Source organism: Microbacterium sp. EYE_78 (assembly GCF_023149035.1).
Lineage (GTDB): Bacteria > Actinomycetota > Actinomycetes > Actinomycetales > Microbacteriaceae > Microbacterium.
On the sequence record NZ_JAHXMY010000002.1, the window covers coordinates 1,174,950 to 1,200,258 of the forward strand.

Annotated in this window: 20 protein-coding genes; 9 read left to right on the forward strand and 11 right to left on the reverse strand. The window is 70.6% G+C overall.

Annotation, left to right across the window (positions count from 1 at the left end):
• Positions 1-26: 26 nt before the first annotated feature.
• The 6 genes from KZX17_RS12840 to lepA form a co-directional block, all read right to left on the reverse strand.
• Positions 27-764: a 16S rRNA (uracil(1498)-N(3))-methyltransferase gene (locus KZX17_RS12840; RefSeq protein WP_248174294.1), complete on the reverse strand. Its 738-nt coding sequence runs from the start codon at positions 762-764 to the stop codon at positions 27-29.
• A 2-nt stretch (positions 765-766) separates the two neighbouring features.
• Positions 767-1,882, reverse strand: a complete 1,116-nt coding sequence (gene dnaJ, locus KZX17_RS12845; protein ID WP_308194616.1) for a molecular chaperone DnaJ — start codon at positions 1,880-1,882, stop codon at positions 767-769.
• Between the two features lie 30 nt (positions 1,883-1,912).
• Entirely contained in the window at positions 1,913-2,947 is a 1,035-nt protein-coding gene (hrcA, locus tag KZX17_RS12850; RefSeq protein WP_248174298.1) for a heat-inducible transcriptional repressor HrcA, read from the reverse strand.
• A 70-nt stretch (positions 2,948-3,017) separates the two neighbouring features.
• The gene (gene hemW / locus KZX17_RS12855; RefSeq protein ID WP_248174300.1) at positions 3,018-4,235 is read right to left on the reverse strand and encodes a radical SAM family heme chaperone HemW; all 1,218 of its coding nucleotides are present in this window, start codon (positions 4,233-4,235) and stop codon (positions 3,018-3,020) included.
• Positions 4,235-4,885, reverse strand: coding sequence for a DUF1990 family protein (locus KZX17_RS12860; protein WP_248174302.1), 651 nt, complete (start codon positions 4,883-4,885; stop codon positions 4,235-4,237). Before KZX17_RS12860 ends, hemW begins: the two co-directional genes overlap by 1 nt.
• A gap of 15 nt (positions 4,886-4,900) precedes the next feature.
• Positions 4,901-6,751, reverse strand: coding sequence for a translation elongation factor 4 (gene lepA / locus KZX17_RS12865; protein ID WP_248174304.1), 1,851 nt, complete (start codon positions 6,749-6,751; stop codon positions 4,901-4,903).
• Positions 6,752-6,973: 222 nt separating this feature from the next.
• Here lepA and KZX17_RS12870 point away from each other — a divergent pair, with 222 nt between their 5' ends.
• The 3 genes from KZX17_RS12870 to rpsT all read left to right on the forward strand — a co-directional run bounded on the left by KZX17_RS12870 (position 6,974) and on the right by rpsT (position 12,912).
• Entirely contained in the window at positions 6,974-11,701 is a 4,728-nt protein-coding gene (locus KZX17_RS12870) for an ExeM/NucH family extracellular endonuclease (protein ID WP_248174306.1), read from the forward strand.
• Between the two features lie 81 nt (positions 11,702-11,782).
• On the forward strand, positions 11,783-12,505 hold the full coding sequence (locus KZX17_RS12875; protein ID WP_248174308.1) for an alpha/beta fold hydrolase: 723 nt from the start codon (positions 11,783-11,785) through the stop codon (positions 12,503-12,505).
• Between the two features lie 146 nt (positions 12,506-12,651).
• A complete protein-coding gene (rpsT, locus tag KZX17_RS12880) occupies positions 12,652-12,912 on the forward strand; it encodes a 30S ribosomal protein S20 (protein ID WP_248174310.1) in 261 nt (86 codons plus the stop codon).
• Between the two features lie 70 nt (positions 12,913-12,982).
• Here rpsT and holA read toward each other — a convergent pair whose 3' ends face one another.
• Genes holA through KZX17_RS12895 form a run of 3 tightly spaced genes read right to left on the reverse strand, consistent with a single transcriptional unit; the run spans position 12,983 to position 16,938 of the window.
• Positions 12,983-14,017: a DNA polymerase III subunit delta gene (gene holA, locus KZX17_RS12885; RefSeq protein WP_248174312.1), complete on the reverse strand. Its 1,035-nt coding sequence runs from the start codon at positions 14,015-14,017 to the stop codon at positions 12,983-12,985.
• A 33-nt stretch (positions 14,018-14,050) separates the two neighbouring features.
• Positions 14,051-16,354, reverse strand: coding sequence for a ComEC/Rec2 family competence protein (locus KZX17_RS12890; protein WP_248174314.1), 2,304 nt, complete (start codon positions 16,352-16,354; stop codon positions 14,051-14,053).
• Positions 16,351-16,938 carry a ComEA family DNA-binding protein gene (locus KZX17_RS12895; protein ID WP_248174316.1) on the reverse strand — a complete coding sequence of 196 codons (588 nt, stop codon included), beginning with the start codon at positions 16,936-16,938 and terminating at the stop codon, positions 16,351-16,353. The genes KZX17_RS12890 and KZX17_RS12895 overlap by 4 nt, the downstream gene beginning before the upstream one ends.
• Positions 16,939-17,197: 259 nt before the next feature.
• Here KZX17_RS12895 and KZX17_RS12900 point away from each other — a divergent pair, with 259 nt between their 5' ends.
• The gene (locus KZX17_RS12900; RefSeq protein WP_248177366.1) at positions 17,198-17,335 is read left to right on the forward strand and encodes a hypothetical protein; all 138 of its coding nucleotides are present in this window, start codon (positions 17,198-17,200) and stop codon (positions 17,333-17,335) included.
• Positions 17,336-17,562: 227 nt separating this feature from the next.
• Positions 17,563-18,027, forward strand: a complete 465-nt coding sequence (locus tag KZX17_RS12905; RefSeq protein ID WP_248174320.1) for a GNAT family N-acetyltransferase — start codon at positions 17,563-17,565, stop codon at positions 18,025-18,027.
• On the opposite strand, the gene leuS is transcribed toward KZX17_RS12905, so the two are convergent.
• A complete protein-coding gene (gene leuS / locus KZX17_RS12910) occupies positions 18,014-20,593 on the reverse strand; it encodes a leucine--tRNA ligase (protein ID WP_248174322.1) in 2,580 nt (859 codons plus the stop codon). The genes KZX17_RS12905 and leuS overlap by 14 nt on opposite strands.
• A gap of 67 nt (positions 20,594-20,660) precedes the next feature.
• Positions 20,661-21,950 (reverse strand): aminodeoxychorismate synthase component I, encoded by a 1,290-nt coding sequence (gene pabB, locus KZX17_RS12915; protein WP_248174324.1) that lies wholly within the window; start codon positions 21,948-21,950, stop codon positions 20,661-20,663.
• Between the two features lie 42 nt (positions 21,951-21,992).
• Here pabB and KZX17_RS12920 point away from each other — a divergent pair, with 42 nt between their 5' ends.
• From KZX17_RS12920 to KZX17_RS12935, 4 genes are read left to right on the forward strand one after another with little or no spacing between them, the layout of a single operon-like run.
• The gene (locus KZX17_RS12920; protein WP_248174326.1) at positions 21,993-22,664 is read left to right on the forward strand and encodes a DedA family protein; all 672 of its coding nucleotides are present in this window, start codon (positions 21,993-21,995) and stop codon (positions 22,662-22,664) included.
• Positions 22,665-22,668: 4 nt separating this feature from the next.
• A complete protein-coding gene (locus KZX17_RS12925) occupies positions 22,669-23,715 on the forward strand; it encodes an App1 family protein (protein ID WP_248174328.1) in 1,047 nt (348 codons plus the stop codon).
• Between the two features lie 9 nt (positions 23,716-23,724).
• Positions 23,725-24,432 carry an SOS response-associated peptidase gene (locus KZX17_RS12930; protein WP_248174330.1) on the forward strand — a complete coding sequence of 236 codons (708 nt, stop codon included), beginning with the start codon at positions 23,725-23,727 and terminating at the stop codon, positions 24,430-24,432.
• Positions 24,433-24,490: 58 nt separating this feature from the next.
• Positions 24,491-25,297 (forward strand): 3-methyladenine DNA glycosylase, encoded by an 807-nt coding sequence (locus KZX17_RS12935; protein ID WP_248174852.1) that lies wholly within the window; start codon positions 24,491-24,493, stop codon positions 25,295-25,297.
• Positions 25,298-25,309: the final 12 nt, after the last annotated feature.

Consider the following 25,309-nt stretch of genomic DNA (forward strand, 5'->3'; position numbering starts at 1 on the left):
TCCCGCAGCGAGCCGGGCCTGTCCGCCTACCAGCGCGAGAGGGCGGCGTTCACGAGGGCGAGCGCGACCGGTCCCGCCGTGGAGGTGCGCAGGACTGTGTCGCCGAGACGGACGAGGGTCGCCCCCGCCGCGCCAAGCGCGTCGAGCTCCTCGGGCGCGATGCCGCCCTCGGGGCCGACCACGAGCACGACGTCCCGGTCGTCGGCAGGATCCAGGTCGACCGCCGTGAGGGCGAGGGATGCCGTCGGTTCGAGCACCAGCATCCGGGCGCTCCCCGCCCTCGCCGCCAGGTCCCGCGTGCTCGAGGGCTGCTCGATGTCGGCGAGCCAGGCTCGGTGGGCCTGCTTCGCCGCCTCCCGCGCGATGGTCTCCCACCGCGCCACACCTTTCGCGACCTTCGGGCCGTCCCACCGCGAGACACTGCGGCCGGACTGCCACGGCACGATCGCGTCCACGCCGAGCTCGGTCGCCGCCTGGACCGCGAGCTCGTCCCGATCGCCCTTCGCGAGCGCCTGGACGAGGACGGTGCGCGGCGAGGGCGCGGGGACGTCCGCACGTGAGGTGACCTCGAGGGTGACCTCCTTCGGCGCGACGGATGCGACCGTGCCACTCAGCCACGCGCCGCGACCGTCGCCGACGGTCACGTCCTCACCGACGCGGATGCGGCGGACCGCCGCGGCGTGGTGCGCCTCGGCGCCCGTGAGAGTGACCGTGTCGCCCGGCCGGGCGGCGGTCGCATCGCCGGTGAGGAAGTGCAGCGCCATGATCAGCGCTTGAACTTGCCGCGGAGCTTGGAGAACAGGCCCGGGTGGAACTCGGCCAGGTGCGGGGGTGCGGGCTTCGTCCGCTTGGCGAGCTCCTGGACCAGCGCCTTGGCCTTCGGGTCGAGGTGCGAAGGCGTGACCACCTGGACCCCCACGCGGAGGTCGCCGCGCTGGTCGCCGCGCAGCGGCGTGATGCCTCGCCCGCGGATCGTGAGCTCGTCGCCCGCCTGGACCCCCGAGCGCAGCTCGAGGTCGACCTTGCCGTCGAGGGAGTCGATCGTGACGCTCGTGCCGAGGATGGCGTCGATCATCGAGACCTCGAGGGTCGCGAGGAGATCGTCGCCGTCGCGGCTGAACACGTCGTGCGGCGCGACGGTGACCTCGAGGTACAGGTCGCCGTTCGGTCCGCCTGCGGGCCCGACCTCGCCGGAGCCCGGGAGCTGCAGTCGCAGCCCGGTCTCGACGCCCGCGGGGATGTCGATCGAGACGGTGCGGCGCGAGCGCACGCGGCCCTGCCCCTGACACGTCGAGCACGGGTAGGGGATGGTCGTCCCGTACCCCTGGCAGGTGGTGCACGGCTGCGAGGTGACGACGTTGCCGAGCAGGCTCCGAACCGTGCGCTGCACCTGTCCCGAGCCGTGGCAGATGTCGCACGTCACGGGCTGGGTGCCCGGCTGGCAGCACGACCCCTGGCACGTCTCGCACAGGATCGCCGTGTCGACCTCGATGTCGCGGTGGACACCGAAGACCACGTCACCGAGGGTCAGGTCGACGCGGACGAGGGCGTCCTGACCCCGTTCGCGCCGGGAGCGCGGGCGTCCCGCACGGGTCCCGCCCCCGCCCCCGCCGAAGAAGGTCTCGAAGATGTCGCTGAACCCGCCGAACCCGGCGCCGCCACCGCCGAAGCCTCCCCCGTCGCCGCCGATGTCGTACCGCTGGCGCTGATCGGGGTCGCTGAGGACGTCGTAGGCGTGCGTCACGAGCTTGAACCGCTCGGCGGCATCCTCACCCGGGTTCACGTCCGGGTGCAGCTGCCGCGCGAGACGACGGTACGCCTTCTTGATCTCCTCCGGGCTCGCGTCGCGCGCGACACCCAGGACCTCGTAGTGGTCTGCCACAATCACCTCTCCGGCCCGAGGGCCGATCGATCAGCGCGCCTTCTCGTCTTCTTCGAGCAGGCGCGTCAAGTAGTGCGCGACGGCGCGGACGGCCGCCAGGTTGCTGGGATAGTCCATGCGGGTCGGGCCGAGGACGCCGAGCCGGGCCTGCGACCCGCCGGCGTCGTAGTCCCCCGCGACGACGGATGCCTCGGCCAAGCCGAACGGCTCGTTCTCGCGACCGATGCTGGTCGCCAGCCCACGGTCGTCCGCGACCATCTCGCCCATCAGGCGGAGGAGCGTCACCTGCTCCTCGATCGCCTCGAGCAGTGGGTAGATGCTGCCTCGGAAGTCGGATTCGCGGCGAGCGAGCGTCGCCGATCCCGCCATCACCATGCGGTCGTGCCGGAATTCGTCCAGTTCCTCGCCGATCGCCCGGAGGACGATCCGGGCGTTGTCCTCGCGCCCGCCGGCGGGCGGGTCCTCGAGCATCCGGGCGATCGCGGCGGCGCCGTCCCGCACGCTCTTGCCGGTCAGCAGGGCCGCCATCGCGAGCTTGAGCTGCCCCGCCTCCTCGACGTCGGGCTCCGTGGTGAGGAAGGCGACGCGCTGCGAGACCCTGCCGGTGTCGGTCACGACGATGATGACGACCCGCGTGCCGCCGAGGTGGACGACCTCGACGTGCGAGATGTTCGCGCGCGCGAACGACGGGTACTGCACGATCGCGACCTGCCCCGTCAGGCGCGTGAGGGTCCGGACGGTGCGTACGAGCAGATCGTCGAGGTCACCGGTGTCCTCGAGGAACGAGCCGATCGCGGAGCGCTGCGCGGAGGTCAGCGGACGCACCTCCGCCAGGTGGTCCACGAAGACGCGGTACCCCTTGTCCGTGGGCACGCGACCGGACGACGTGTGGGGTGCGGCGATGAGCTCCTCGTCCTCCAGCAGCGCCATGTCGTTGCGGATCGTGGCGGCGGACACGCCGAACTGATGCCGATCGACGATCGCCTTGCTGCCGACGGGCTCGCGCGTGTCCACGTAGTCCTGGACGATCGCCCGCAGCACCTGCAGTCCGCGTTCCGAGACCATCACCCCTCCTCCGCTGGCACTCTCGAAGTCTGAGTGCCAATTCTACCGCGCGTCGAGCGATCCGCGCGGATCACGCGGTGAGGGCGCGGACGACGGCGTCGGCGAGCAGGCGACCTCGGCGTGTGAGCACGACCCGACCGCCGATGGCGGACGCCCCGTCGATCAGCCCGTCGGCGATGAGGGATGCCACGGCCCGGCGCCCGGCATCCGTCGCCTCGGACACGGCGACGCCGTCGACGATGCGCGATCGCAGCAGGATGTCCTCGAGGCGGCGAGCCTCGGCATCCGGCAGCTCACGACCCGCAGCCGGCGATTCCGCCGCGGCCAGGCGCTGCGCGTAGGCGGCCGGATGCTTGACGTTCCACCAGCGGAGCCCCCCGATGTGGCTGTGGGCACCGGGCCCGTAGCCCCACCAGTCCTGCCCCGTCCAGTACGAGAGGTTGTGGCGCGATCGCTGCGAGGCCGAGGTCGACCAGTTCGAGACCTCGTACCATCCGTACCCGGCCGCGGCGAGGGTCTCATCGGCGAGCTCGTACATGTCGGCCTGCAGGTCGTCGTCGGGTGCCGGCACCTCGCCGCGACGGATCTGCCGCTCGAGCTTCGTGCCGTCCTCGACGATGAGCGCGTAGGCGGACACGTGGTCGGGGCGCAGCGCGACCGCGGTCTCGAGCGACGTGCGCCAATCCGCGAGCGACTCCCCCGGCGCGCCGTAGATGAGGTCGAGGCTGACGTCCAGTCCGGCGCGTCGGGCCGCCGTGACGGCGGTCTCGACGTTCGCCGGATCGTGCGTGCGGTCGAGCGCCGCGAGCACATGGGGCACGGCGGACTGCATGCCGATGGACAGGCGCGTGACCCCGGCGTCGGCGAGGGTCTGGGCGACGGCATCCGTCATCGTGTCGGGGTTCGCCTCGACGGTGACCTCCGCGGCGTCGGCGAGTCCGAATGCATCGCGGACGCCCGCGAGCATCCGATCCAGGTCGCCCGGTGGCAGGAGCGTCGGCGTCCCGCCTCCGAAGAAGACCGTCTGCGCGGCACGGAGGGCCCCGCGGTCGCCGAGGACGCGACGGGACATGTCGATCTCGCGGAGCACCTCGTCGGCGTACGCGTCCTGACGGGCTCCGCGCAGCTCGGTCGCCGTGTAGGTGTTGAAGTCGCAGTAGCCGCAGCGCACCCGGCAGAACGGGACGTGAAGGTACACGCCGAAGTCGACGCGGTCGTCGATCGACACGTCGGTCGGCAGGGCGCCGTCGGGGGGTGCGGGATCTCCGAGGGGAAGCGCGGCCCCCATCAGGAGCCGGTCGCGTACATCGGCGACAGCGCCTGGTGGTAACCCTGGAACAGCGCCCGCCGGCGGCGCTTCATCAGCGGTCGCCAGACGCGGTAGAGGAATCCCGTCGGCCGGTCGAAGGCGCGGACGGTGAACCAGACTTCGTCGTCGTCGCGCCACTCCAGCAGGAACGACTCCTCGCCGCTGACGACGGAGCCGCCGACCGTCCCGAGGACGAAGCCCACCCGTCGCGTCTCGTCGGTGACCGAGATGACCCGCAGCTCGGCGTCGGCGCGCATCCCGCCGACCCGCCCCTTCACGTGCGCGCTCGCACCCGCGCTGACGAAGGGCGTGCCGTCGGCGTCGAAGCGCTGCTCGTCGTCGAGGCGGCTCGGCTGGATCGCGTTGCCGTCGGCGTCGAAGCCGACGCCGGAGTACATGGGACCGGGTGCCGGGTGCACGTCGCGCACGAGCAACCCCGCTCCACGCTGCGCCCCCCACCCGAGGAGGGTCTCACTCGAGCTGGTGAAACGGTCCTGACCGCTGCCGAGCCGCCACGAGGCCTCCGCGGGGATGGTCCCCTTCGGCGGATAGCCCATGAGGTCCGGAGCCTGCGTGGCTCCGACGGCGGCGTAGTCGACGGTCCCTGCCTGGAAGTTTCCGCGGCGCATCGTCCCAGCCTCCCGTTACTTCTTGTCCTTGCCCTCGACGTCTCCCGACAACGCGGCGATGAACGCCTCTTGGGGGACCTCGACGCGGCCGACCATCTTCATGCGCTTCTTGCCCTCCTTCTGCTTCTCGAGCAGCTTGCGCTTGCGGGTGATGTCGCCGCCGTAACACTTCGCGAGGACGTCCTTGCGGATGGCGCGGATGTTCTCGCGGGCGATGATGCGGGCGCCGATCGCTGCCTGGATCGGCACCTCGAACTGCTGACGGGGGATGAGCTTGCGGAGACGCTCGGTCATCATCGTGCCGTAGCCGTAGGCCTTGTCGCGGTGGACGATCGAGCTGAACGCGTCGACCTTCTCGCCCTGCAGGAGGATGTCGACCTTCACGAGGTCGGCGGTCTGCGACCCGGCGGGCTCGTAGTCCAGGCTCGCGTAGCCCTGCGTCTTCGACTTGAGGTGGTCGAAGAAGTCGAAGACGATCTCACCGAGCGGCATGTTGTAGCGCAGCTCGACCCGGTCCTCGCTGAGGTAGTCCATGCCGAGCAGCGACCCGCGGCGGGACTGGCAGAGCTCCATGACGGTGCCCACGTAGTCCTTCGGCAGCAGGATGCCGACCTTGACGACCGGCTCGGACACCTCGGCGACGCGCCCGTCGGGGTATTCGCTCGGGTTCGTGACGGTGACCGTCTCCCCCGTGTCGGTCGTGACTGTGTAGGTCACGGAGGGGGCGGTGGTGATGAGGTCGAGTCCGAATTCGCGCGAGAGGCGCTCGGTGATGATCTCGAGGTGGAGGAGGCCCAGGAAGCCGCATCGGAAGCCGAAGCCGAGCGCGACCGAGGTCTCGGGCTCGTACTGCAGGGACGCGTCCGACAGCTTCAGCTTGTCGAGCGCCTCGCGGAGCTCCGCGTAGTCACTGCCGTCGATCGGGTAGATGCCGGAGAAGACCATGGGCTTCGGATCGGTGTACCCGGCGAGGGCGTCGGCGGCGGGCTTGCGGTGGTTCGTGATCGTGTCGCCGACCTTCGACTGCCGCACGTCCTTCACGCCGGTGATGAGGTAGCCGACCTCGCCGACGCCGAGTCCCTTCGTGGGCACCGGCTCCGGGCTCGAGACCCCGATCTCGAGCAGGTCGTGCGCAGCCCGGGACGACATCATCTGGATGCGCTCGCGCGGCTCCAGCTTGCCGTCGACCATCCGGACGTAGGTCACGACCCCGCGGTAGGCGTCGTAGACCGAGTCGAAGATCATGGCGCGCGCGGGGGCGTCGGCATCCCCCACCGGGGCGGGGATCCGCTCGACGATCCGGTCGAGCAGCTCCTCGACGCCGATGCCGGTCTTGCCGCTGACCTTCAGGACGTCGGCGGGGTCGCCGCCGATGAGGTTCGCGAGCTCGGCCGCGTACTTCTCAGGGTCGGCGGCGGGCAGATCGATCTTGTTGAGGACCGGGATGATCTCGAGGTCGTTCTCGAGCGCCAGGTACAGATTCGCGAGGGTCTGCGCCTCGATGCCCTGTGCGGCGTCGACGAGCAGGATGGCGCCCTCGCACGCAGCGAGCGACCGGCTGACCTCGTACGTGAAGTCGACGTGGCCGGGGGTGTCGATCATGTTGAGGGCGAACGTGCCGTCGGCGGTGGCCCACGGCATCCGCACCGCCTGGCTCTTGATCGTGATCCCGCGCTCGCGCTCGATGTCCATGCGGTCGAGGTACTGGGCGCGCATGTCGCGGTCCGAGACCACGCCGGTGATCTGCAGCATGCGGTCGGCCAGGGTGGACTTGCCGTGGTCGATGTGGGCGATGATGCAGAAGTTGCGGAGCTGCGCGGGCGGCGTGGCCGCAGGCTGCAGGGGCTCAAGGGCGCGGGGTGACATGACGAGAGGAGTCTACCGGCGACGGGCGCCGCGACCTCCCGCCGGCTGCCGCGAGTGCCGCACTGTAACCCGACGCCGCGACGACACGCCAGCAACCCCACCGATGAGAAAGAGTTAACCGATCTGCCACTTGTGGGGGCGGGAAACCGAACAGATGCTCAATGTGGCGGCCGGTTCCTGCGCGAAAAGCCCCGTGCCCGAGCCGCCTCGGGAGACCCCACCGTGTCGCAGCCACCCGTTCCCCCTTCTTTCACGCGGTCGACGTTCCGTCGTTCCTGCGCCGCCCTGACCGCCGTAGTCGTCACGGCCGGCGGCCTGGCGCTCGTGCCGAGTGCGGCGTCCGCAGCGGTCGACGCCGATTCGCCGCTGGTCATCTCGGAGGTGTACGGAGGCGGCGGCAACAGCGGCGCCGCGTTCAACCGGGACTTCGTGGAGCTCGCCAACACCGGCGACACCACGATCGACCTCAGCGGCTACAGCGTGCAGTACGCGTCGGCGACCGGCGTGTCCTGGCAGGTCACGAAGCTCGGCGACGTCGACCTCCCCGCGGGTCAGCAGCTGCTCGTCGGCCAGGCGACGGGATCGAACACCGCACTCCCCGGCTTCGACGCGGACGTGGAGGGCACGATCGCGATGAGCGGGTCCGGTGCCAAGGTCGCCCTCGTCTCCTCCGAGACCGCGCTCGCCGGCAGCACCGGCATCGCCGCCCTCGACCAAGTCGTCGACCTCGTCGGGTGGGGCGCCACGACCAACAGCTTCGCCGGCAGCGGCCCCGCCCCCGGGACCGGCAACGGCACCAGCGTGTCCCGTGACGCCGACTTCTCGAACACCGCCGACAACGCTGCGGACTTCGACGCGGTCACCCCGACCCCCGTCGGTCTCGGTGCGGTGGACCCCGAGCCCGAACCCGACCCGGAGCCGCAGGTCGCCACGATCGCCGAGGTGCAGGGGACGAGCGACGCATCGCCCCTGGCCGGACGGACGGTCACGACGACCGGCGTCGTCACCGCGCACTACCCCACCCGCGGATACGACGGGTACGTCATCCAGACGCCCGGCACCGGCGGCGACCTCGACCTGTCGGCGCACACCGCGTCGGACGCGGTCTTCGTCTACGCGCCGGGTGCCGTGGACGACGTCGCGCTCGGCGACACCGTGACCGTCACCGGCTCGGTCTCGGAGTACGAGGGCCTCACCGAGATCACCGTCGATGCGGGCGACGCGGAGGTCGTGGCAGACGCCGAGGCGCCCCGACCCGCAGCCGTCGGCTGGCCCGAGACGGACGCGCAGCGCGAGTCCCTCGAGTCGATGCTCATCGCACCCGAGGGCGGGTTCACGGTCAGCGACACCTACAGCACCAACCGATTCGGAGACGTGGGACTCGCCACCGGCACCGAGCCGCTGCGCCAGCCGACCGACGTCGCGCGTCCCGGCAGCGATGCCGCAAAGGCCGTCGCAGCCGACAACGCCGCACGCGGCGTCCGCCTGGACGACGGCGGCAGCACCGACTTCAGCAGCCGGGCGAACTCCGGCCTGACGCCGGCCTACGTCTCGCTCACCGAGCCCATCACGGTCGGAGCCTCGGTCTCCTTCACCGAGCCGCTGGTCGTCGACTACCGCAACGGCGCCTGGAAGCTGAATCCCCTCGAGCCCCTCGTCGGCGACGGCACCGGTGCCGACGGCGTCACGTTCGAGAACGTCCGCACGTCGGCGCCCGAGGCGGTCGGAGGCGACCTGACGCTCGCGTCGTTCAACGTCCTCAACTACTTCACCACCTTGGGCACCGACGACGCCTCGTGCGTCGCCTACACCGACCGCTTCGGCGACGGCGTCACGGTCCGCGAGGGCTGCGACCAGCGCGGGGCGTGGGATGCCGCGGATCTCGAGCGCCAGCAGGCCAAGCTCGTCGAGGCCATCACCACGGTCGATGCCTCAGTGGTCGGACTGATGGAGATCGAGAACTCCGCCGCGCTCGGCGAGGCGACCGACGAGGCGACCGCCACGCTCGTCGCCGCGCTCAACGCCGAGGCCGGGGCGGGCACGTGGGCGTTCGTCCCCTCGTCGGCGGACCTGCCCCCGGCATCCGAGCAGGACGTCATCACCAACGCGATCATCTACCAGCCGGCCGAGGTCTCCCCCGTCGGCGCCGCGCGCGCCCTCGGCGACCAGAGCGGCGACGACGAGGCATTCGGCAACGCCCGTGAGCCCATCGCGCAGGTGTTCGAGCCCACGGGCGGCGGCGCACCGCTCCTGTTCGCCGTGAACCACTTCAAGTCCAAGGGGTCGGCGGGTCCGTGGCCCGGCGATGCCGACAACGGCGACGGCCAGGGATCGTCGAACGAGTCCCGTGTGCGGCAGGCCACCGCCCTCCGCGACTGGATCGACGGCATCAAGGGTGAGGTCGACGCCGTCGCGCTCGCCGGCGACTTCAACTCCTACGGTCAGGAGGACCCGCTGCAGGTCCTGTACGACGCGGGCTACAGCGACGCCGAGACCGCCTTCGAGGTCGATTCATCGTCGTACAGCTTCTCGGGACTGTCGGGTTCGCTCGACCACGTCCTGCTGAACGAGTCCGCGCTGGCTCGCGCCACGGACGCCGACATCTGGAACATCAACTCCGGGGAGTCCATCGCCCTCGAGTACAGCCGCTTCCGGTCGCACGGCACGGAGTTCTACTCAGCCGACCCGTTCCGCTCCAGCGACCACGACCCGGTCGTCGTCGGGATGCAGGCGGACGCCGCCCCGGTGCAGCTGACGCTGCTCGGCATCAACGACTTCCACGGTCGCATCGACGGCAACACGGTCGCCTTCGCAGGAACCGTCGAGGAGCTGCGGGATGCGGCATCCGGCCCCACCGTGTTCCTCTCGGCCGGCGACAACATCGGGGCCTCGCTGTTCGCGTCCTCGGTCGCGCAGGACAAGCCCACGATCGACGTGCTGAACGCGATGGGCCTCGAGGCGAGCGCCGTGGGCAACCACGAGTTCGACCGCGGTTTCGCCGACCTCGAGGGTCGCGTCTCCGACGCCTCCGATGCACCGCAGCTCGGCGCGAACGTGTACGAGAAGGGGACGGACACCCCCGCCCTCGACGAGTACGCCCTCATCGACGTCGACGGGCTGACGCTCGGCGTGATCGGCGCCGTGACGGAGGAGACCCCGACGCTCGTGACGCCGACCGGCATCGAGACGGTCGACTTCAGCGACCCCGTCGCGGCGGTGAACCGCGTCGCGGCGCAGCTCAGCGACGGCGACGCCGCGAACGGCGAGGCCGACGTGCTCGTCGCGCTGTACCACGAGGGTGCCGGGGCGGGGACACCGGACGGCGCCACGCTCGAAGAAGAGGTCGCCGCGGGCGGAGCCTTCGGCGCGATCATCGAGGACACCTCGGCCGAGATCGATGCCATCTTCACCGGCCACACGCACAAGGAGTACGCGTGGTCCGCGCCGATCCCCGGCACCGACCGGACGCGTCCCGTCGTCCAGACCGGGTCGTACGGCGCCAAGATCGGTGAGATCACGCTGACGGTCGACCCGGCCACCGGCGACGTCTCGGCCCACACCGAGCGCAACGTCGCACGGACGGCCACCCCTGCCGCCGACCTGATCTCCGAGTACCCGAGGGTCGCCGAGGTCGACCGCATCGTGCAGGCGGCGGTGGCCAACGCGGCCGCCGTCGGCAACACCGAGGTCGGTCAGATCGAGGACGACATCACGACGGCGTTCACCGGTGGGTCCTACGTCGACGGCGTGTACGCGGGCGGATCCCGCGACAACCGCGCAGCGGAGTCGACGCTCGGCAACACGGTGGCCGACATGCTGCGCGACAGCCTGGCCGACCTCCCGAACGGCGCGGTCATCGGCGTCACCAACCCGGGCGGTCTGCGCGCGGATCTCTGGGACACGCAGGCGGAGTTCGGCGCGAACGCCGTCGCGGGCCTTGCGGACGGGTCGCTCTCGTTCAGCCAGGCGAACGCGGTCCTGCCGTTCAACAACACGCTGGCGCTCGTCACCCTGACGGGCGAGGAGTTCACGACGCTGCTCGAGCAGCAGTGGCAGCGCGACGCCCAGGGCAACGTCCCGCAGCGCCCGTATCTGCAGCTGGGGCTTTCGGACAACGTGTCGTACACCTACGACCCGGCACTCCCCGAGGGCGAGCGGATCACCTCGGTGACCGTCGACGGCCAGCCGATCGACCCCCAGGGCACGTATCGGATCGGCACGTTCTCGTTCCTCGCAGCCGGAGGCGACAACTTCCGCGCCTTCACCGAGGGCGACGACTACGTCGACACCGGACTCGTGGACTACGAGGCATGGGTCGACTACATCGCGGAGAACTCGCCGATCGCGTCCTCGTTCGCGAAGCGAGCCGTCCAGGTGTCGGGGGCGCCCGAGACTGCGGCGGCGGGTGAGACCGTCTCGTTCGAGGTCGCCGGCCTGAACCTGACCAGCCAAGGATCGCCCGCCAACACCGAGCTGACCGTCGCACTGGGCGAGCAGACGCTCGGCACCGTGCCCGTCACGGACGGCGCGGCATCGGTCAACGTCGCGCTGCCCGCGGACACCGCGGCCGGTGCAGCCACGCTCACCCTCACGGCCGCGCCGAGCGGGACCGTCGTCCGCGTGCCGCTGACGGTGGAGGCGCCGGCGGAGCCCGCCGCGAGCACCACGACGAGCCTGATCGCGCTGCCGCCGGTGCAGATCAACGGTCTCCTCCACGCGACGCTGTTCGCGTATGTGGCCCAGGACGGCGGCCGTCCCGACGGCGTCGTGGAGTTCCGCGAGGGATCGACGGTCGTCGCCTCGGTCGAGGTGAAGCGGGGCGTCGCAACCGCACGACTCCCCCGTCTCTCGAAGGGGTCGCACGTGTACACCGCGACCTTCGTCCCGGCCGACCCCGCCGCGGCCGCAGGATCGCAGAGCTCGCCTGTGCGGGTGCGCGTCCTCTTCTGAGGCATGGCATCGCCGCAGCGGGGTGGGTCTTCCGACCCGCCCCGCTGCGCGTGGACCGGCCTGCGTTCGTAGGCTGGACCCATGACGGCTCAGGTGGTGTTCGTCCACGGCATCCGCACCTCCGCGACGATGTGGCGCGCGCAGGTCGAGCACCTGGAGTCGCTCGGCGTTCCGTGCGTGGCGGTCGACCTACCCGGCCACGGCACCCGGATGGCGGAGACGTTCACGCTCGACGGCGCGTTCGAGACGATCGACGCCGCCGTGCGGGATGCCGCGACCCGAGGTCCGGTCGTCCTCGTGGCCCACTCGATGGGTGGGCTCGTGGCGATCGAGTACGTCGGCGCCGAGCAACCGCCCCCGGTCGCCGCGTTCATCGCGGCGGGGTGCACCTCGATCCCGCGCGGCGCAGGACTCGCGATCTACCGGGCGCTCGCGCGTGGTTTCGATCGCCTCCCCCGGCGGGGTCAATGGTTCACGGACATCGTGCTCGACCGGACCCTGCCGGCCGAGACCCGGGCGGATTTCGGTGCCGGAGGCTACGCATACGACGCGCAGGACGTGGCGCTGCGCAGCCTGTCGGTGCTCGACCTCGTCGCGGCACTGCGCCGCATCCGCATCCCGATGTGGTTCGTCAACGGTCAGTGGGATCAGCTGCGGCGCAACGAGCGGCTCTTCGCCTCACTCGTCCCCGAGGCGGAGCTCATCGTCGTCCCGCGGACCTCGCACCTCGTGACGGCGATGCGACCCCGCGTGTTCAACGCGGTCCTCGACCTCGCCCTCGCGACCGTCGACGCCGAGCAGTGATCCGGAGTTCGGGATCCGCGCGTCGCCTGGTAGACTCGGTTTTTGGCTTGCGTGTGGGTATCTCCCTCACACGACCGCCGCGTGACAGCCCTCTTCTGTCGCTCGGCACACTCATCCGATAACTCCGAACGAAAGATACGTCGAACGTGGCGAACATCAAGTCGCAGATCAAGCGCAACAAGACCAACGAGAAGGCGCGCGAGCGCAACAAGGCTGTCAAGAGCCAGCTGAAGACGGTCGTCCGTCAGGCGCGCGAGGCCATCGCCGCCGGCGACAAGGCCGCTGCCGAGACCGCGCTGCTCAAGGCCACCAAGAAGCTCGACAAGGCCGTCAGCAAGGGCGTCATCCACGAGAACCAGGCTGCGAACCGCAAGTCCTCGATCGCCAAGCAGGTCGCCGCTCTCTGAGCCGCAACGCTTCCGAAGGCCCGTCCCGCAAGGGGCGGGCCTTCGTCGTTCCGAGGACCGGCGTGCGGAGTCAGGCGCCGTAGGGTGCCCGCGTGGCGACGACGGTCACGAGCCGCTCGACGGCGAAGACGGCATCGCGCGACGCGCCCTTCACCTCGGCGTCGGCGCGCGCGGCGGCCTGGATGGCGACACCGAGCGAGGACTCCGTCCACCCGGCCAGGTCGCGCCGGGCACGGTCGACCTGCCAGTCCTTCATCCCGATGCGCGCGGCGAGCTTCGCCGAGGGCTCGCGTGTGCCCGCGACCCGCGCCATGGTGCGCAGCTTCGATGCGATCGCCGCGACCATCGGAACGGGGTCGGCCCCGGACGCCAGCGCATGCCGCAGGGCGATGAGGGCGTCGCCGTAGCGGCCCGCGATCGCGGTGTCGGCCACGGCGAACGCCGTCGTCTCGACCCGGCCGCCGTAGTAACGGGTGACGACCTGCTCGCCGATGTCGCCCTCGACGTCGGAGATGAGCTGCTGACAGGCAGCCGCGAGCTCGGTCAGGTCATCGGAGAACGCGGAGACGAGGGCCCGCAGCGCCGCCGGAGCGATCCGGCGCTTCGCCGCCTGGAACTCCCCCGCTGCGAAGTCGAACCGATCCGAGTCCCGTTTGACGGCGGGACACGCGATCTCCACGCCGCCGCCACTGCCGGAACGGATCGCGTCGAGCAGCTTCTTGCCCCGGACGCTCGCACCCGTGTGACGGAGGACGACGGTCGCACCGTCCTGCGGGTTCTGGAGATAGGAGATCGCCTCCATGAGGAACGCGTCCGAGCACTTCTCGACACCCGAGACACGCACCAGACGCGGCTCGCCGAACAGCGACGGCGACGAAACGGCGAGGAGGGTGCCCGGCGCGTAGTCGTCGGCGCGGACATCGGTGACCTCGAGGCTCGGATCCTCGGCGCGCAGGTAATCCCGGATGCCGGCGGTCGCCCGCTCCGCGCAGATCTCCTCGGGTCCGGAGATGAGCACGACGGGTGCCGGCTGCGGGGCGCGCCAGGAGATCTGCGGGATGACCGACTTCGTCGCCTTGGCAGCAGGACGACGCGGACTCGGCATGGCTCCAGCCTACCGACGGCGGCGGACACGCCGTCATCTCGCGCCGTCGCGGGAGCGCCACACCCGCAAATGTTCGCCGTCGCGCCACAGTGCGATGTCGCCGGAGAGATCCGTGCGCGCGATGGTCGCATCCTCGGTTCGGAGCAGATCCAGGATCTCGTCGCGCGGATGACCGTAGGTGTTCTCACCGACCGTCACGAGCGCGAGGGCCGCATCGAGCTGCTCGTACAGCACGGGATCCTGGTCGGCGCTGCCGTGATGGGCGACCTTGACGACATCGGCGGACCCGGGCAGCGCCCCGGTTGCGGCGAGCGACCGCTGAGCCTGCGCCGACAGGTCGCCGAGGAACAGCGCGTCCGGCGTCTCGCAGCCCGTCATCTCGACGATGACGCTCGCGTCGTTGCCCGACGGGTACACCGGGTCGTCCCGCTTCGGCCACAGCACCGACCAGGCGCATCGACCCAGGCGACCGCGCTGCCCTGCCGACACCTGTTCGGTCTCGGCCCCCGCGTCGGCGAAGGCAGCCACCAGACTGGCGTCCTCCGGCGCGGCGATCGGTCCGTGCAGGAGCACGTCCGATCGCTCGAGGACCGCGTCTGCTCCGCCCTTGTGATCGAGGTCGAAATGCGTCAGCACGACGATGTCGAGCCGGTCGACGGAGAAGCGCTCGAGGCATCCGTGCAGCGCTGCTGGGTCCGGCCCCGTGTCGATGAGCATGGTCTCGCCTGCGCTGCGCACGAGCACGGCGTCCCCCTGGCCGACCTCGCAGGCGGCGATGGTCCAGTCCGGGGGTACGCGCGCGCGGTCCCACAGCACACGAGCGGGTCCCGCTGCCACCGCGACGACGAGGATGCCGGCGAGCACGGCCGACGCCCATCGCCTCGCAGCGGCGTGCCGGACGCCGACGACCACCCCGAGCGCCGCGCCGCCGGCGGCGAGGGCGAGAAGCCCCGGAAGGCCCTCGAGCCACGCGAGCGACGTCCCCGGCAGCGCGGAGAACAGCTGAGCGGTGCCCGCGATCCACGCCGCCGGGAGCCACGCGATCGCCGCCAGCCCCTGCGCGAGGACGGGCACCGGCAGCGCCACGCAGGCCAGGAGTCCCAGCACGGTCGCCGCCGGTGCGGCCGGACCCGCGAGCAGATTCGCGAGAACGCCGAACACGGGCACGGTGGGCTCGATCAGGACGATGAGCGGTCCGCAGGCCAGCTGTGCGGCGAGCGGGACGGACAGCGCGAGCGCGGCGGGCGACGGCATCCATCTCGACAGCCCATCGGCCAGCGGTCCCGCGAACAGGAGCAGCGACGCCGTCGCGACGGTCGAGAGTGCGAAGCCGAGCGAGGCGGCGATCCACGGGTCGAGGATCAGCAGAACGCAGACGGAGACAGCGAGCACCGAGACCCCTGCGCCGATGCGTCCGAGCAGCACGCCCAGCATCGCGATCGCCGCCATGGTCGCCGCCCGGACCACGCTCGGCTCGGGCGAGACCAGGACGACGAAGGCCACGAGGGTCAGCAGTCCCGCAGCGACCCGGACGGATCGTCGAGCACCGCACCACGCCGCGATGCCGAAGGCGATGCCGACGACCAGCGCACAGTTCGCCCCGGACACCGCCGTGAGGTGTGACAAGGATGCCGCCTTCATCTGCGCGTCGAGATCGTCGCCGACCGCGGAGGTGTCCCCGACAGCGAGCCCCGGAACGAGCCCCGCTGCGGGCGCGGGCAGCCCCTCGACTGCGACGACGAGACCTTGACGGAGCGACGCGGCGACCGCGAGGGCACCCGTCGGTGCGCGGATGCGGTCGGTCGAGGCGCCCTCCACGACGAGGACCGCCCGGTCCCCGGCATCCGCCTCGAACGCCGTCCCGGTCACCTCCAGCGTCGATCCGAGATCCAGGCCGTGCGGACGGTCGCCGATGCGGACGAGCACCGGGGCGGCGGCGTGCCGTGTCTCGGAGCCGATCCTCACCGACCGCGTCACGGCGTCGAAGCGATAGCCGGTCGCAGATCGCTCGACCTTGCCGACCACGTCCACGGCGAAGGTGACGCTCCGTCCGCCGTCGACCGGGAGGTCCGCGAGGGCCGCGCGGGCGGGCTGACCGATCGCGACATGCGAGGCGGCCGCAGCCGCCACGGCGAGAGCGACGGCTGCGACCGCCAGGGTGGTCGTCCACCGCAGTCGGCGTGCGAGCAGGAGCGTGAGAGCCGACGTCGGCCACAGCACGAGCGCGAGGGTGGACGCGGCGTCCGGCGCGAGGATCGCGACGCCGGTGCCGGCCCACGCGACCGCGGCAATGGGGAGGAGGCGGAGGTCGCGCCGTCGCGCGGTGCGTCTGCTCACACCGTCACCAGATCGCGAAGCGAAGCGAGCATCTTCTCGCCGATCCCGGGAACAGCCATCAGATCGTCGACGCTCGTAAAACGACCGTTGGACTCGCGCCAATCGAGGATCCGCTGCGCGATCGCCGGGCCGATGCGCGGCAGGGTGTCGAGCTCCGCGACGTCTGCGGTGTTCAGGTTCACGCGCCCGTCGTCCGGGCTCTGCTCGGCGACCTCGACGCTTTCATCACCCACCGCGGGGACGACCAACTGCTCCCCGTCGGTGACGGGTCGCGCGAGATTGACCCCTTCGCGGGCTGCGCCGTCGGTGAAGCCGCCCGCAGCGGAGACGGCGTCGACCACGCGGGCTGAGTGGTCGAGTCGGTACAGACCGGGCGCTCGCACCTCGCCCGACACATGCACGTACACCGTCGCGGGTTCGACGGTCGCACGGGGACCGGCGTCCGGGACGGTCTCGATCGCCGCCTGTGCCCCGGTGCGGACGATGCCGATGCAGATGGTGACCGCCGCAACCACGACGACCAAGACGATCGCGGCCCCGATGCCGAGACGGCGTCGCGACCCCGGCACCGTCTGCGCACCCATGGATCGATGGTGCTGCGCGGCGGCCGAAGCGACGCACTGAGCCTCTTCGGCGGTGGACAGACGCATCCGGCGCGGCGTCGTGGAGAAGTCGTCGGACGTGCCTCTGAGGGCTTTTGTCCCCCAAATGGTGGACAAGAACGCCGATCGGCGTCACCATGGAGAAGGGAACTGGGCGGGAGACGGAGAGCCGCAGTCGGGAGCGGCTTCTCCGACCAGTTCGGGAGGGGGTCGTGAGATGAATGATGCGGTTCGGCGAGCGGTGGACAGCGCTCGGGGCGCGCAGCCGCCGGTGCGCATCGTCTACACCGACGCGATCGCGCCCGAGTCTTTCCTCCGCTCCAGAGGGCACCTCGATCCCGTCCTCTTCGTCAGTTCCACCCACGCGTCGGCCGACTGATCGCTTCCGACCGGGCGAAGCAATGCACGCGGTGGCGGGTCCGACAACTGTCGGGTGGCGTCCTGGAATGGACCTCACCCGCAGGCAGGACCTACAGAGAAGACGCACCCACCCCAGCCGTCGCCTTCACCCCTGCCACACCACCGGGTCCCGAGAACGGCCCCGCGCCATCCGACCCCGCACCGTTCTGAGCGGCACGCGGCGGAGCCGCGTGCTTCACTGGCGGGATGGAGCTGCTCCCCTACCGACGCGAGGACGAGGCGGACCTCATCCGGTTCCTCACTCGCGTCGATCTGACGCTGAGCGGTCTGGACGGGGTCGGCATCCGGATCTGGATCGACCGCGGCGATGACGGCGCCATCCGCGGCACGACCGGGTACGAGCTGAGCGACGACCGGCGCCACGCGCTCATCCGCAGCGTCGCCGTCGACCCGTCCGGCCGCCGCGAGGGTCGAGGGACGATGCTGGCCCGCGCGGCGCTGGCCCGCGCGACAGCGGACGGCGCGCGCACTGCGTGGCTGTTCAGCAGGCGATCAGGGCCGTTCTGGCAGCGTCTCGGCTTTCAGCCCGCCGACCGCGACGAGCTGGCGCACCGTCTTTCGAACACCCACCAGGTCGCACTCTTCCGACGAACCGGCAAGCTCAATCACGAGATCGCGTGGTCGAGACCGCTCGAGGTCATGCGACGGTGAAGCTGACGACCTTCGGAGCCCGGACGACGGCGCGCGTGATCTCCATGTCGCCGATCGCGCGACGAACCTTCTCATCCGCCAGCGCCACCTTCTCGAGCTCTTCGCTCGAGATCTTCGCCGGAACCGACAGGGTGCCGCGCACCTTGCCGTTGATCTGCACGACAGCGGTGACCGACTCCTCGACGAGGAGCGTGGGGTCCGGCTGACGCCAGGGCGTCACGCCGACGAACGGCTCGTAGCCGAGGATCTCCCACATCTCCTCCGCGGTGTGCGGCGCGAACAGGTCGAGCACCATCGCAACCGCCTCCGCCGCCTCACGGACGGCCGCGTCGGACGCGCCGGCGCCGGAGTCGATCGTCTTGCGCGTCGCGTTGACGAGCTCCATGAGGCGTGCCACGACCACGTTGAACTTGGACTGTTCGACCAGGCCCACCACATCCGCCCACAGGCGGTGCGTGATCCGTCGGAGCGATGTGTCGCCCTCCGCCCACACCACATCGGTCGGGCACGCGACGTCGGCTGCCACGCGGAGGGCACGCGAGAGGAACTTCTGCGCGCCGGTCGTCGAGACGTCCTCCCAGTTGATGTCGTCCTCGACGGGGCCGGCGAAGGCGATCGCGACGCGGACGGCGTCGGCGCCCGGGTCGTCCATGCTCGAGGCGAACTCGACGAGATTGCCCTTCGACTTCGACATCTTCGATCCGTCGAGGAGCACCATGCCCTGGTTGATCAGGCTCGTGAACGGCTCCGTGAAGTCGACGAGGCCCATGTCGAAGAGGACCTTGGTGATGAAGCGCGCGTACAGCAGGTGGAGGATGGCGTGCTCGACGCCGCCGATGTACGAGTCGACCGGCGCCCACTTGGATGCCTCCGCCGTCGGGAACGGCTCGGTCGCCCCGTTCGGGGCCAGGAAGCGCAGGAAGTACCACGAGCTGTCGACGAAGGTGTCCATCGTGTCCGCGTCGCGAAGAGCGGGCTCCCCGGTCTCGGGGTCGACCGTCGACATCCAGTCCGTCGCACCGCCCAGCGGAGACGTGCCCTTGGGCTTGAGGTCGAGTCCCTTCGCGTCGGGCAGGATGACGGGCAGCTGCTCGTCGGGAACGGGGACGATGCGCCCGTCCTCGGTGTGGATCATCGGGATCGGCGTACCCCAGAAGCGCTGACGCGAGATGAGCCAGTCGCGGAGGCGGTAGGTCTTCGCGGCGCGCCCGTTGCCGGAGGCGGTGAGCTCCTCGATGGCACGAGCGATCGCATTCCGCTTCGACAGCCCGTTCAGCGATCCCGAGTTGATGAGGCGCCCTTCGCCCGTCAACGCGACACCCGTACGCACGGGATCGATCGACTCGAGGTCATCGTCGATCGGGACACCGTCCTCGTCGACCTCGATCACCGGGATCGCACCGGTCACGGGTGCCGTCGTGTCGACGACGACCTTCACGGGCAGGTCGAAGGCACGAGCGAAGTCGAGGTCGCGCTGATCGTGCGCGGGAACGGCCATGACCGCACCGTGCCCGTAGTCGGCCAGGACGTAGTCCGCCGCCCAGATCGGCAGACGCTCGCCGTTGATCGGGTTGATCGCGAAACGGTCGAGGAAGACGCCGGTCTTGGGCCGGTCTGCCGTTTGACGCTCGATCTCGCTCGTCTTCTGCACCGTGTCGAGATAGTCGCGGAACCGCTGCTGCACCTCCGACGACGACCCCCCGACGAGCTCGGCGGCGAGGTCGGAGTCGGGGGCGACGACCATGAAGGTCGCGCCGTGGAGCGTGTCGGGGCGCGTTGAGAAGACCGTGATCTTCTCGGCACGACCCTCGATCTCGAAATCGATGTCGGCGCCGATGGAGCGGCCGATCCAGTTGCGCTGCATCTGCAGCACCTTGTGCGGCCAGAAGCCCTCGAGCTGGTTCAGGTCATCGAGCAGACGGTCCGCGTACTCGGTGATCTTGAAGTACCACTGCGTCAGCTTCTTCTTCACGACCTCGAAGCCGCACCGCTCGCAGTGACCGTCGACGACCTGCTCGTTCGCGAGCACCGTCTGATCGTTCGGGCACCAGTTGACGGCGCTCTGCTTGCGGTAGGCGAGCCCGCGCTCGAAGAGACGCTGGAACAGCCACTGGTTCCAGCGGTAGTACTCCGGGTCGCTCGTGTGGAGCACACGGCTCCAGTCGTAGGACGAGCCGAAGGCTCGGAAGCTGACCTTGTGCTGGTCGATGTTGTTGTACGTCCACTCGCGCGGGTCCGAACCGGCGCCACCCTTGATGGCGGCGTTCTCGGCGGGGAGGCCGAACGAGTCCCATCCGATGGGGTTCAGCACGTTGTACCCGCGGTGGCGCCAGAAGCGCGCGACCGCGTCGACGTACGCGTAGTTCTCGGCGTGACCCATGTGCAGATCGCCGGAGGGATACGGGAACATCCCGAGCACGTACTTGCGAGGCCTCGTGTCGTCGTCGCCTCCCGCTTTGAACGGGTCCGCTTCGGCCCAGCGGGCCTGCCACTTGGTCTGGATGGCGCGGGGGTCGAAGCTCGTCTGCTCGGAGGCAGCGGCGTCGTGGGAGGTGCTGGAGGACACGGTGAACCAATCGTGCAAGTCGGGAGGGCGCGCGAAAGCGCCCGTCCAGACTAGCGGAACGGCCGTTTCACCAGCCCGGAGGCAGTGCCCCGCCGATCGCGGCGAGCGGTCCTCGCGCCTTGATCCCGACCTCCGCGACCTCGTCCGCCGCGACCGAGCCCCAGGTGATGCCGCCGCCCGCCCCGACGAACGCGCCTCGAGGGTGGATCACCACCGAGCGGATGACCATCGCGAGGTCCGCTCCGCCGTCGTCGCCGATCCACCCGAAGCATCCCGAGTACACGCCCCTCGGCTCCTGCTCCAGACGGTGCAGGATCTGCATCGCCGACAGCTTCGGGGCGCCGGTCATGCTCCCCGCCGGGAACGTCGCGTCGAGGACATCGCCGATCGTCGTCTGCGGGCGCAGCCGTCCCGCCACCGTGCTCACGAGCTGGTGCACCGCCGGGTAGGACTCGACCTCGAGGAGCTTCTCGACCGTCACCGACCCGGGGATGCAGACCCGCTGCAGGTCGTTCCGCATGAGGTCGACGATCATGACGTTCTCCGCCTGCTCCTTCTCGCTCCCGCGCAGCTCGGCGGCGAGCGCGGCATCCGTCGCGGCATCCGTGCCCCGCGGCCTCGTCCCCTTGATGGGCTTCGTGCGGATGACACCGCCGCCGACGGTGACGAACTGCTCGGGCGACGCGCTGACGAGCGCGTGCGGTCCGCTCCGGATGACACCCCCGTGGTGCGACGGCGTCGCCTCGCGGAGGCGGAGGTAGGCGTCGACGGGATCGATGGATGCCTCGGTCTCGAACCGCGTCGTCAGGCACAGCTGATACGCGTTCCCCTCCCGGATCTCGTCGCGACACTCCTCGATGAGCGCGGCATAGCGGTCGGGCGTGTGTCGCCCGCGGATGCGGACCGCGTCCGCGACCGGCACCTCGCGCGGGTGCGCCGCGGAGATCTGCGCCTCGACCTCTGCGCACCACGCAGCGAGCCCGTCCGCGTGCGCGAACGCGATCATCCGCCGCGCGGCGTGGTCCACGGCGACGAGCCGCTCCACCCGCAGCCAGCGCTCCGGCGGCGCGTCATCGTGTGCGGAGGGCGCTCCCGCCCGCGCCGCCGCCGCGTCGTAGCCGGACCAGCCGACCCATCCGCCGCGGAAGGGCCCCACGGCCGCGTCCGGTGCGCCGGCGCACACCACCTCGGTCGCGGCGGATGCCGGGAGCCCCGTCCCGAGCCAGCTCCAGCCGTCCGTCGCCGCGGGGCCGGCATCGAGCCAGAAGGAGTGCTCCGCGTCCGCCGACAGCGCCGCGTACAGCGCCGCCGGGTCGTTCCAGCCGGAGATCGCTCGGGCGACGAGGACGCTGGACACCTCCTCAGGGTAGACGGACGGCAGCGCGGATACTCTGAGCACGTGAACGACATCCTCGACTGGCTGCTCGAGACCGTGCAGGCCGTCGACCCCGTCGTTCGCACGCTGGTCGCCGGAGTCGCGGTGATGCTCGAGACCAGTGTGCTCGTGGGGCTCATCGTGCCGGGTGACACGATCGTCATCGTGGCGGGCACGGCTGTCGACAGCCTGGCCGAAGGCGCCTGGCTCGTTCTCGCAGTCCTGGTCGGAGCGCTCGTCGGGGAGAGCATCGGGTACGCCCTGGGCAGGTGGCTGGGGCCCCGCATCCGGTTCTCCCGCGTCGGCCGCCTGATCGGCGAGCACAACTGGACCCGGGCGGAGCTGTACCTCCGCCGCCGCGGAGGACCCGCGATCTTCCTCTCGCGCTTCCTTCCCGTCCTCCACTCGCTCGTGCCCCTGACGGTGGGGATGAGCGGGTTCGCCTATCGGCGTTTCCTCGCATGGACGACACCCGCCTGCGCCCTCTGGTCCATCGCGTACGTGTCCGTCACCGCGGTGGCGGCGGAGGGGTACCGCGAGATCTCGGACAGCCTGCACTACGCCGGGTACCTGTTCGTCGGGGCGATCGTCGTCTTCCTGATCGCGGTCTACGTCGTCAAGCGCATCATCGGCGCGCGGGAGGCACGGCATCTCGCTCCGGAGTCCGAACCGGGTGCGGAGGACGTGAAAGACTGAATCGGTGGCTACACCCTCACCGCGCGAGACCAAGGTGCTCTGGCTGGCGCGCCTCGAGTACCGGTTCCACGCCTGGCGCGAGAATCGCGCCCGTGCGCGTGGGCGCCGCCCGACCGTCGCGGCCTTCCCCGGGTACGGCAGCACCGAGTGGGTCCGGGTCCTCGGACGCGTCCTGATCCCGCCCAAGCAGAAGACCCGCGAACGCGGTGACTACGCGGGCGTGCGCGGCTGGCGGAGCTTCGCGTCCGTCCCCGTCGCCCACGCCTCCGTGACCGTCGAGGTCGACGGGGTCTCGCACGAGGTCGCCGCCGATCGAGGCGGCGTCGTCGACATCGTCCTCCCCGCGTCGCTCCCCGCGGGGTGGCAGACCGTCACCATGAGCGTCGAGGGCAGCGAACCCGTCGAAGCGCGGGTGTTCATCGTGGCCGACGACGTGCGCTTCGGGGTCATCTCCGACATCGACGACACCGTCATGGTGACGGCGCTCCCCCGCCCGTTCCTCGCCGCGTGGAACTCGTTCGTCCTGAACGAGCACGCGCGTCAGCCGGTGCCCGGAATGGCGGTGCTCCTGGAGCGACTCATGCGAGACAACCCCGGCGCACCGATCCTCTACCTGTCCACGGGCGCCTGGAACGTGGCGCCGACGCTGGTCAGGTTCCAACGCCGTCATCTGTTCCCCTCGGGCGCGCTCCTGCTCACCGACTGGGGCCCCACGCACGACCGATGGTTCCGCAGCGGCAAGGACCACAAGACGGAGAACCTGCGGCGCCTCGCGCGCGAGTTCCCGCAGATCGACTGGCTCCTGGTGGGCGACGACGGTCAGCACGATGACGCCATCTACACGGCGTTCACCGTGGAGCACCCCGACCAGGTCGCCGCCGTCGCGATCCGACGCCTCACCCCCGCCGAGGCGATCCTCGCCGGTGGACGGACGACCGTCGACGACCACACGGCCGCAGGCGTGCCGTGGGTGACCGGTGACGACGGCGCGGATCTGCTCGAGCGTCTCACCGACGTCGCGGTCGTCCGCGATGTCCCCGACCCCTCCTAGGCTGATCGCATGTGTGGTCGCTTCGTCGTCGCGAACGTCGCCTCCGAGCTCGTCGGTGTCCTCCGGGTCGACGTCGAGGGTGACGACCTGCCCGCCCCGTCGTACAACGTCGCCCCGACCGCGCAGGTCGGCATCGTGCTCGATTCCGCGAAGACCGACCCGCCGACGCGGCGTCTCGAGTCCGCTCGGTGGGGCCTCGTCCCCGGATGGGCGAAGGATCTCAAGGTCGGCGCGCGCGCGTTCAACGCCCGCTCCGAGGAGCTCGAGGACAAGCCGATGTTCCGCCAGGCGCTCATCAAGCGCCGAGCCGTCGTCCCTGCCACCGGCTACTACGAATGGCAGAGCACCGACGAGGGGAAGACGCCCTACTTCATCCATCCCGCCGACGGGTCGCCGTTGCTGTTCGCCGGCCTCTACGAGTGGTGGAAGGATCCGCAGAAGGCGGATGACGACCCGACCCGGTGGGTGCTGTCGTTCACGATCCTCACCCGCGACGCGGTGGCTCCGCTCGGATCGATCCATGACCGGATGCCGCTGTTCCTCGACGCAGACTTCGCCGATGCCTGGCTCGACACCGACGTCGACAACGTCGGCGATCTGCTCGACGCCGCCGTCGACGCAGCGCCGCACGTCGTCGAGGGGCTCACCGACCATGTGGTGGATGCCGCTGTCGGCAATGTGCGCAACGACTCGCCCGCGCTCATCGACCCGGTCTGAGGCCCGCGTGGGCACGCGGCACTCCCCCATCCTCGAACGGTCCGACTGGGCCGAGCGGATGCGGGCCCACGCCGGTCGCGCGGACGCACTCACCGCGGGACGTCGGAGGCGTGCCGAGCGCGGTGAGACCCACCCGGTGGACGACTTCCTCTACACGTACTACTCGTACAAGCCGTCGTTGCTGCGGCGCTGGCATCCCGGCCGCGGGACGGCCCTTGGAGACGCGGCGGATGCTCCGCACGCGGGATGGCGGTGGTATCGGTCCGACGGTGCCGTCGTGGTCGCCGATGCGGAGGGTTTCCTGTCCGACAAGCAACCGCTGGTCCGGGCGATCCGAGGCATCCTCTCGAGCACGCTCGCCCGCACCGGATCGTTCGGCTGCTTCGGCATGCACGAGTGGGCCATGGTGTACCGGGATCGTGCCACGCGGCATCCCGTCCCGCTCCGACTCGGGCCGGACGCCACCGACGCGGTGGTCGAGTCGCACGACCTCCGCTGCACGCACATCGACGCCTTCCGGTTCTTCACCGACGAGGCCGTTCCCCGCAACCGCTTCGCTCCGACGCGCGAGACGCAGGCGGCCACCGAGCAGCCCGGCTGCCTGCATACGGGGATGGACCTCTACAAGTGGGCGGTCAAACTGGGGCCTCTGGTGCCGGGCGAGCTCCTCCTCGACGCGTTCGAACTCGCCCGCGACATCCGCGAACTCGATATGCGCGCGTCCCCGTACGACCTGCGCGACTGGGGCTACGCGCCCGTGGCCGTCGAGACGCCCGCGGGCAAGTCCGCATACGTCTCGGCGCAGCGGGGGTTCACCGATCGGGCCCAGCCGATCCGCACGAGCCTCCTCGCCCTGATCGACTGAGCCCGGTCGACC

Excerpts from the sequence above, each read along its gene's own strand:
- KZX17_RS12935 (WP_248174852.1), top strand. The coding sequence starts at position 24,491 with ATGCGGGCCCACGCCGGTCGCGCGGACGCACTCACCGCGGGACGTCGG.
- KZX17_RS12930 (WP_248174330.1), top strand. The coding sequence starts at position 23,725 with ATGTGTGGTCGCTTCGTCGTCGCGAACGTCGCCTCCGAGCTCGTCGGT.
- holA (WP_248174312.1), bottom strand. The coding sequence starts at position 14,017 with ATGCCGAGTCCGCGTCGTCCTGCTGCCAAGGCGACGAAGTCGGTCATC.
- KZX17_RS12840 (WP_248174294.1), bottom strand. The coding sequence starts at position 764 with ATGGCGCTGCACTTCCTCACCGGCGATGCGACCGCCGCCCGGCCGGGC.
- KZX17_RS12895 (WP_248174316.1), bottom strand. The coding sequence starts at position 16,938 with ATGGGTGCGCAGACGGTGCCGGGGTCGCGACGCCGTCTCGGCATCGGG.
- KZX17_RS12875 (WP_248174308.1), top strand. The coding sequence starts at position 11,783 with ATGACGGCTCAGGTGGTGTTCGTCCACGGCATCCGCACCTCCGCGACG.
- hemW (WP_248174300.1), bottom strand. The coding sequence starts at position 4,235 with ATGGGGGCCGCGCTTCCCCTCGGAGATCCCGCACCCCCCGACGGCGCC.
- KZX17_RS12905 (WP_248174320.1), top strand. The coding sequence starts at position 17,563 with ATGGAGCTGCTCCCCTACCGACGCGAGGACGAGGCGGACCTCATCCGG.
- hrcA (WP_248174298.1), bottom strand. The coding sequence starts at position 2,947 with ATGGTCTCGGAACGCGGACTGCAGGTGCTGCGGGCGATCGTCCAGGAC.
- KZX17_RS12860 (WP_248174302.1), bottom strand. The coding sequence starts at position 4,885 with ATGCGCCGCGGAAACTTCCAGGCAGGGACCGTCGACTACGCCGCCGTC.
- lepA (WP_248174304.1), bottom strand. The coding sequence starts at position 6,751 with ATGTCACCCCGCGCCCTTGAGCCCCTGCAGCCTGCGGCCACGCCGCCC.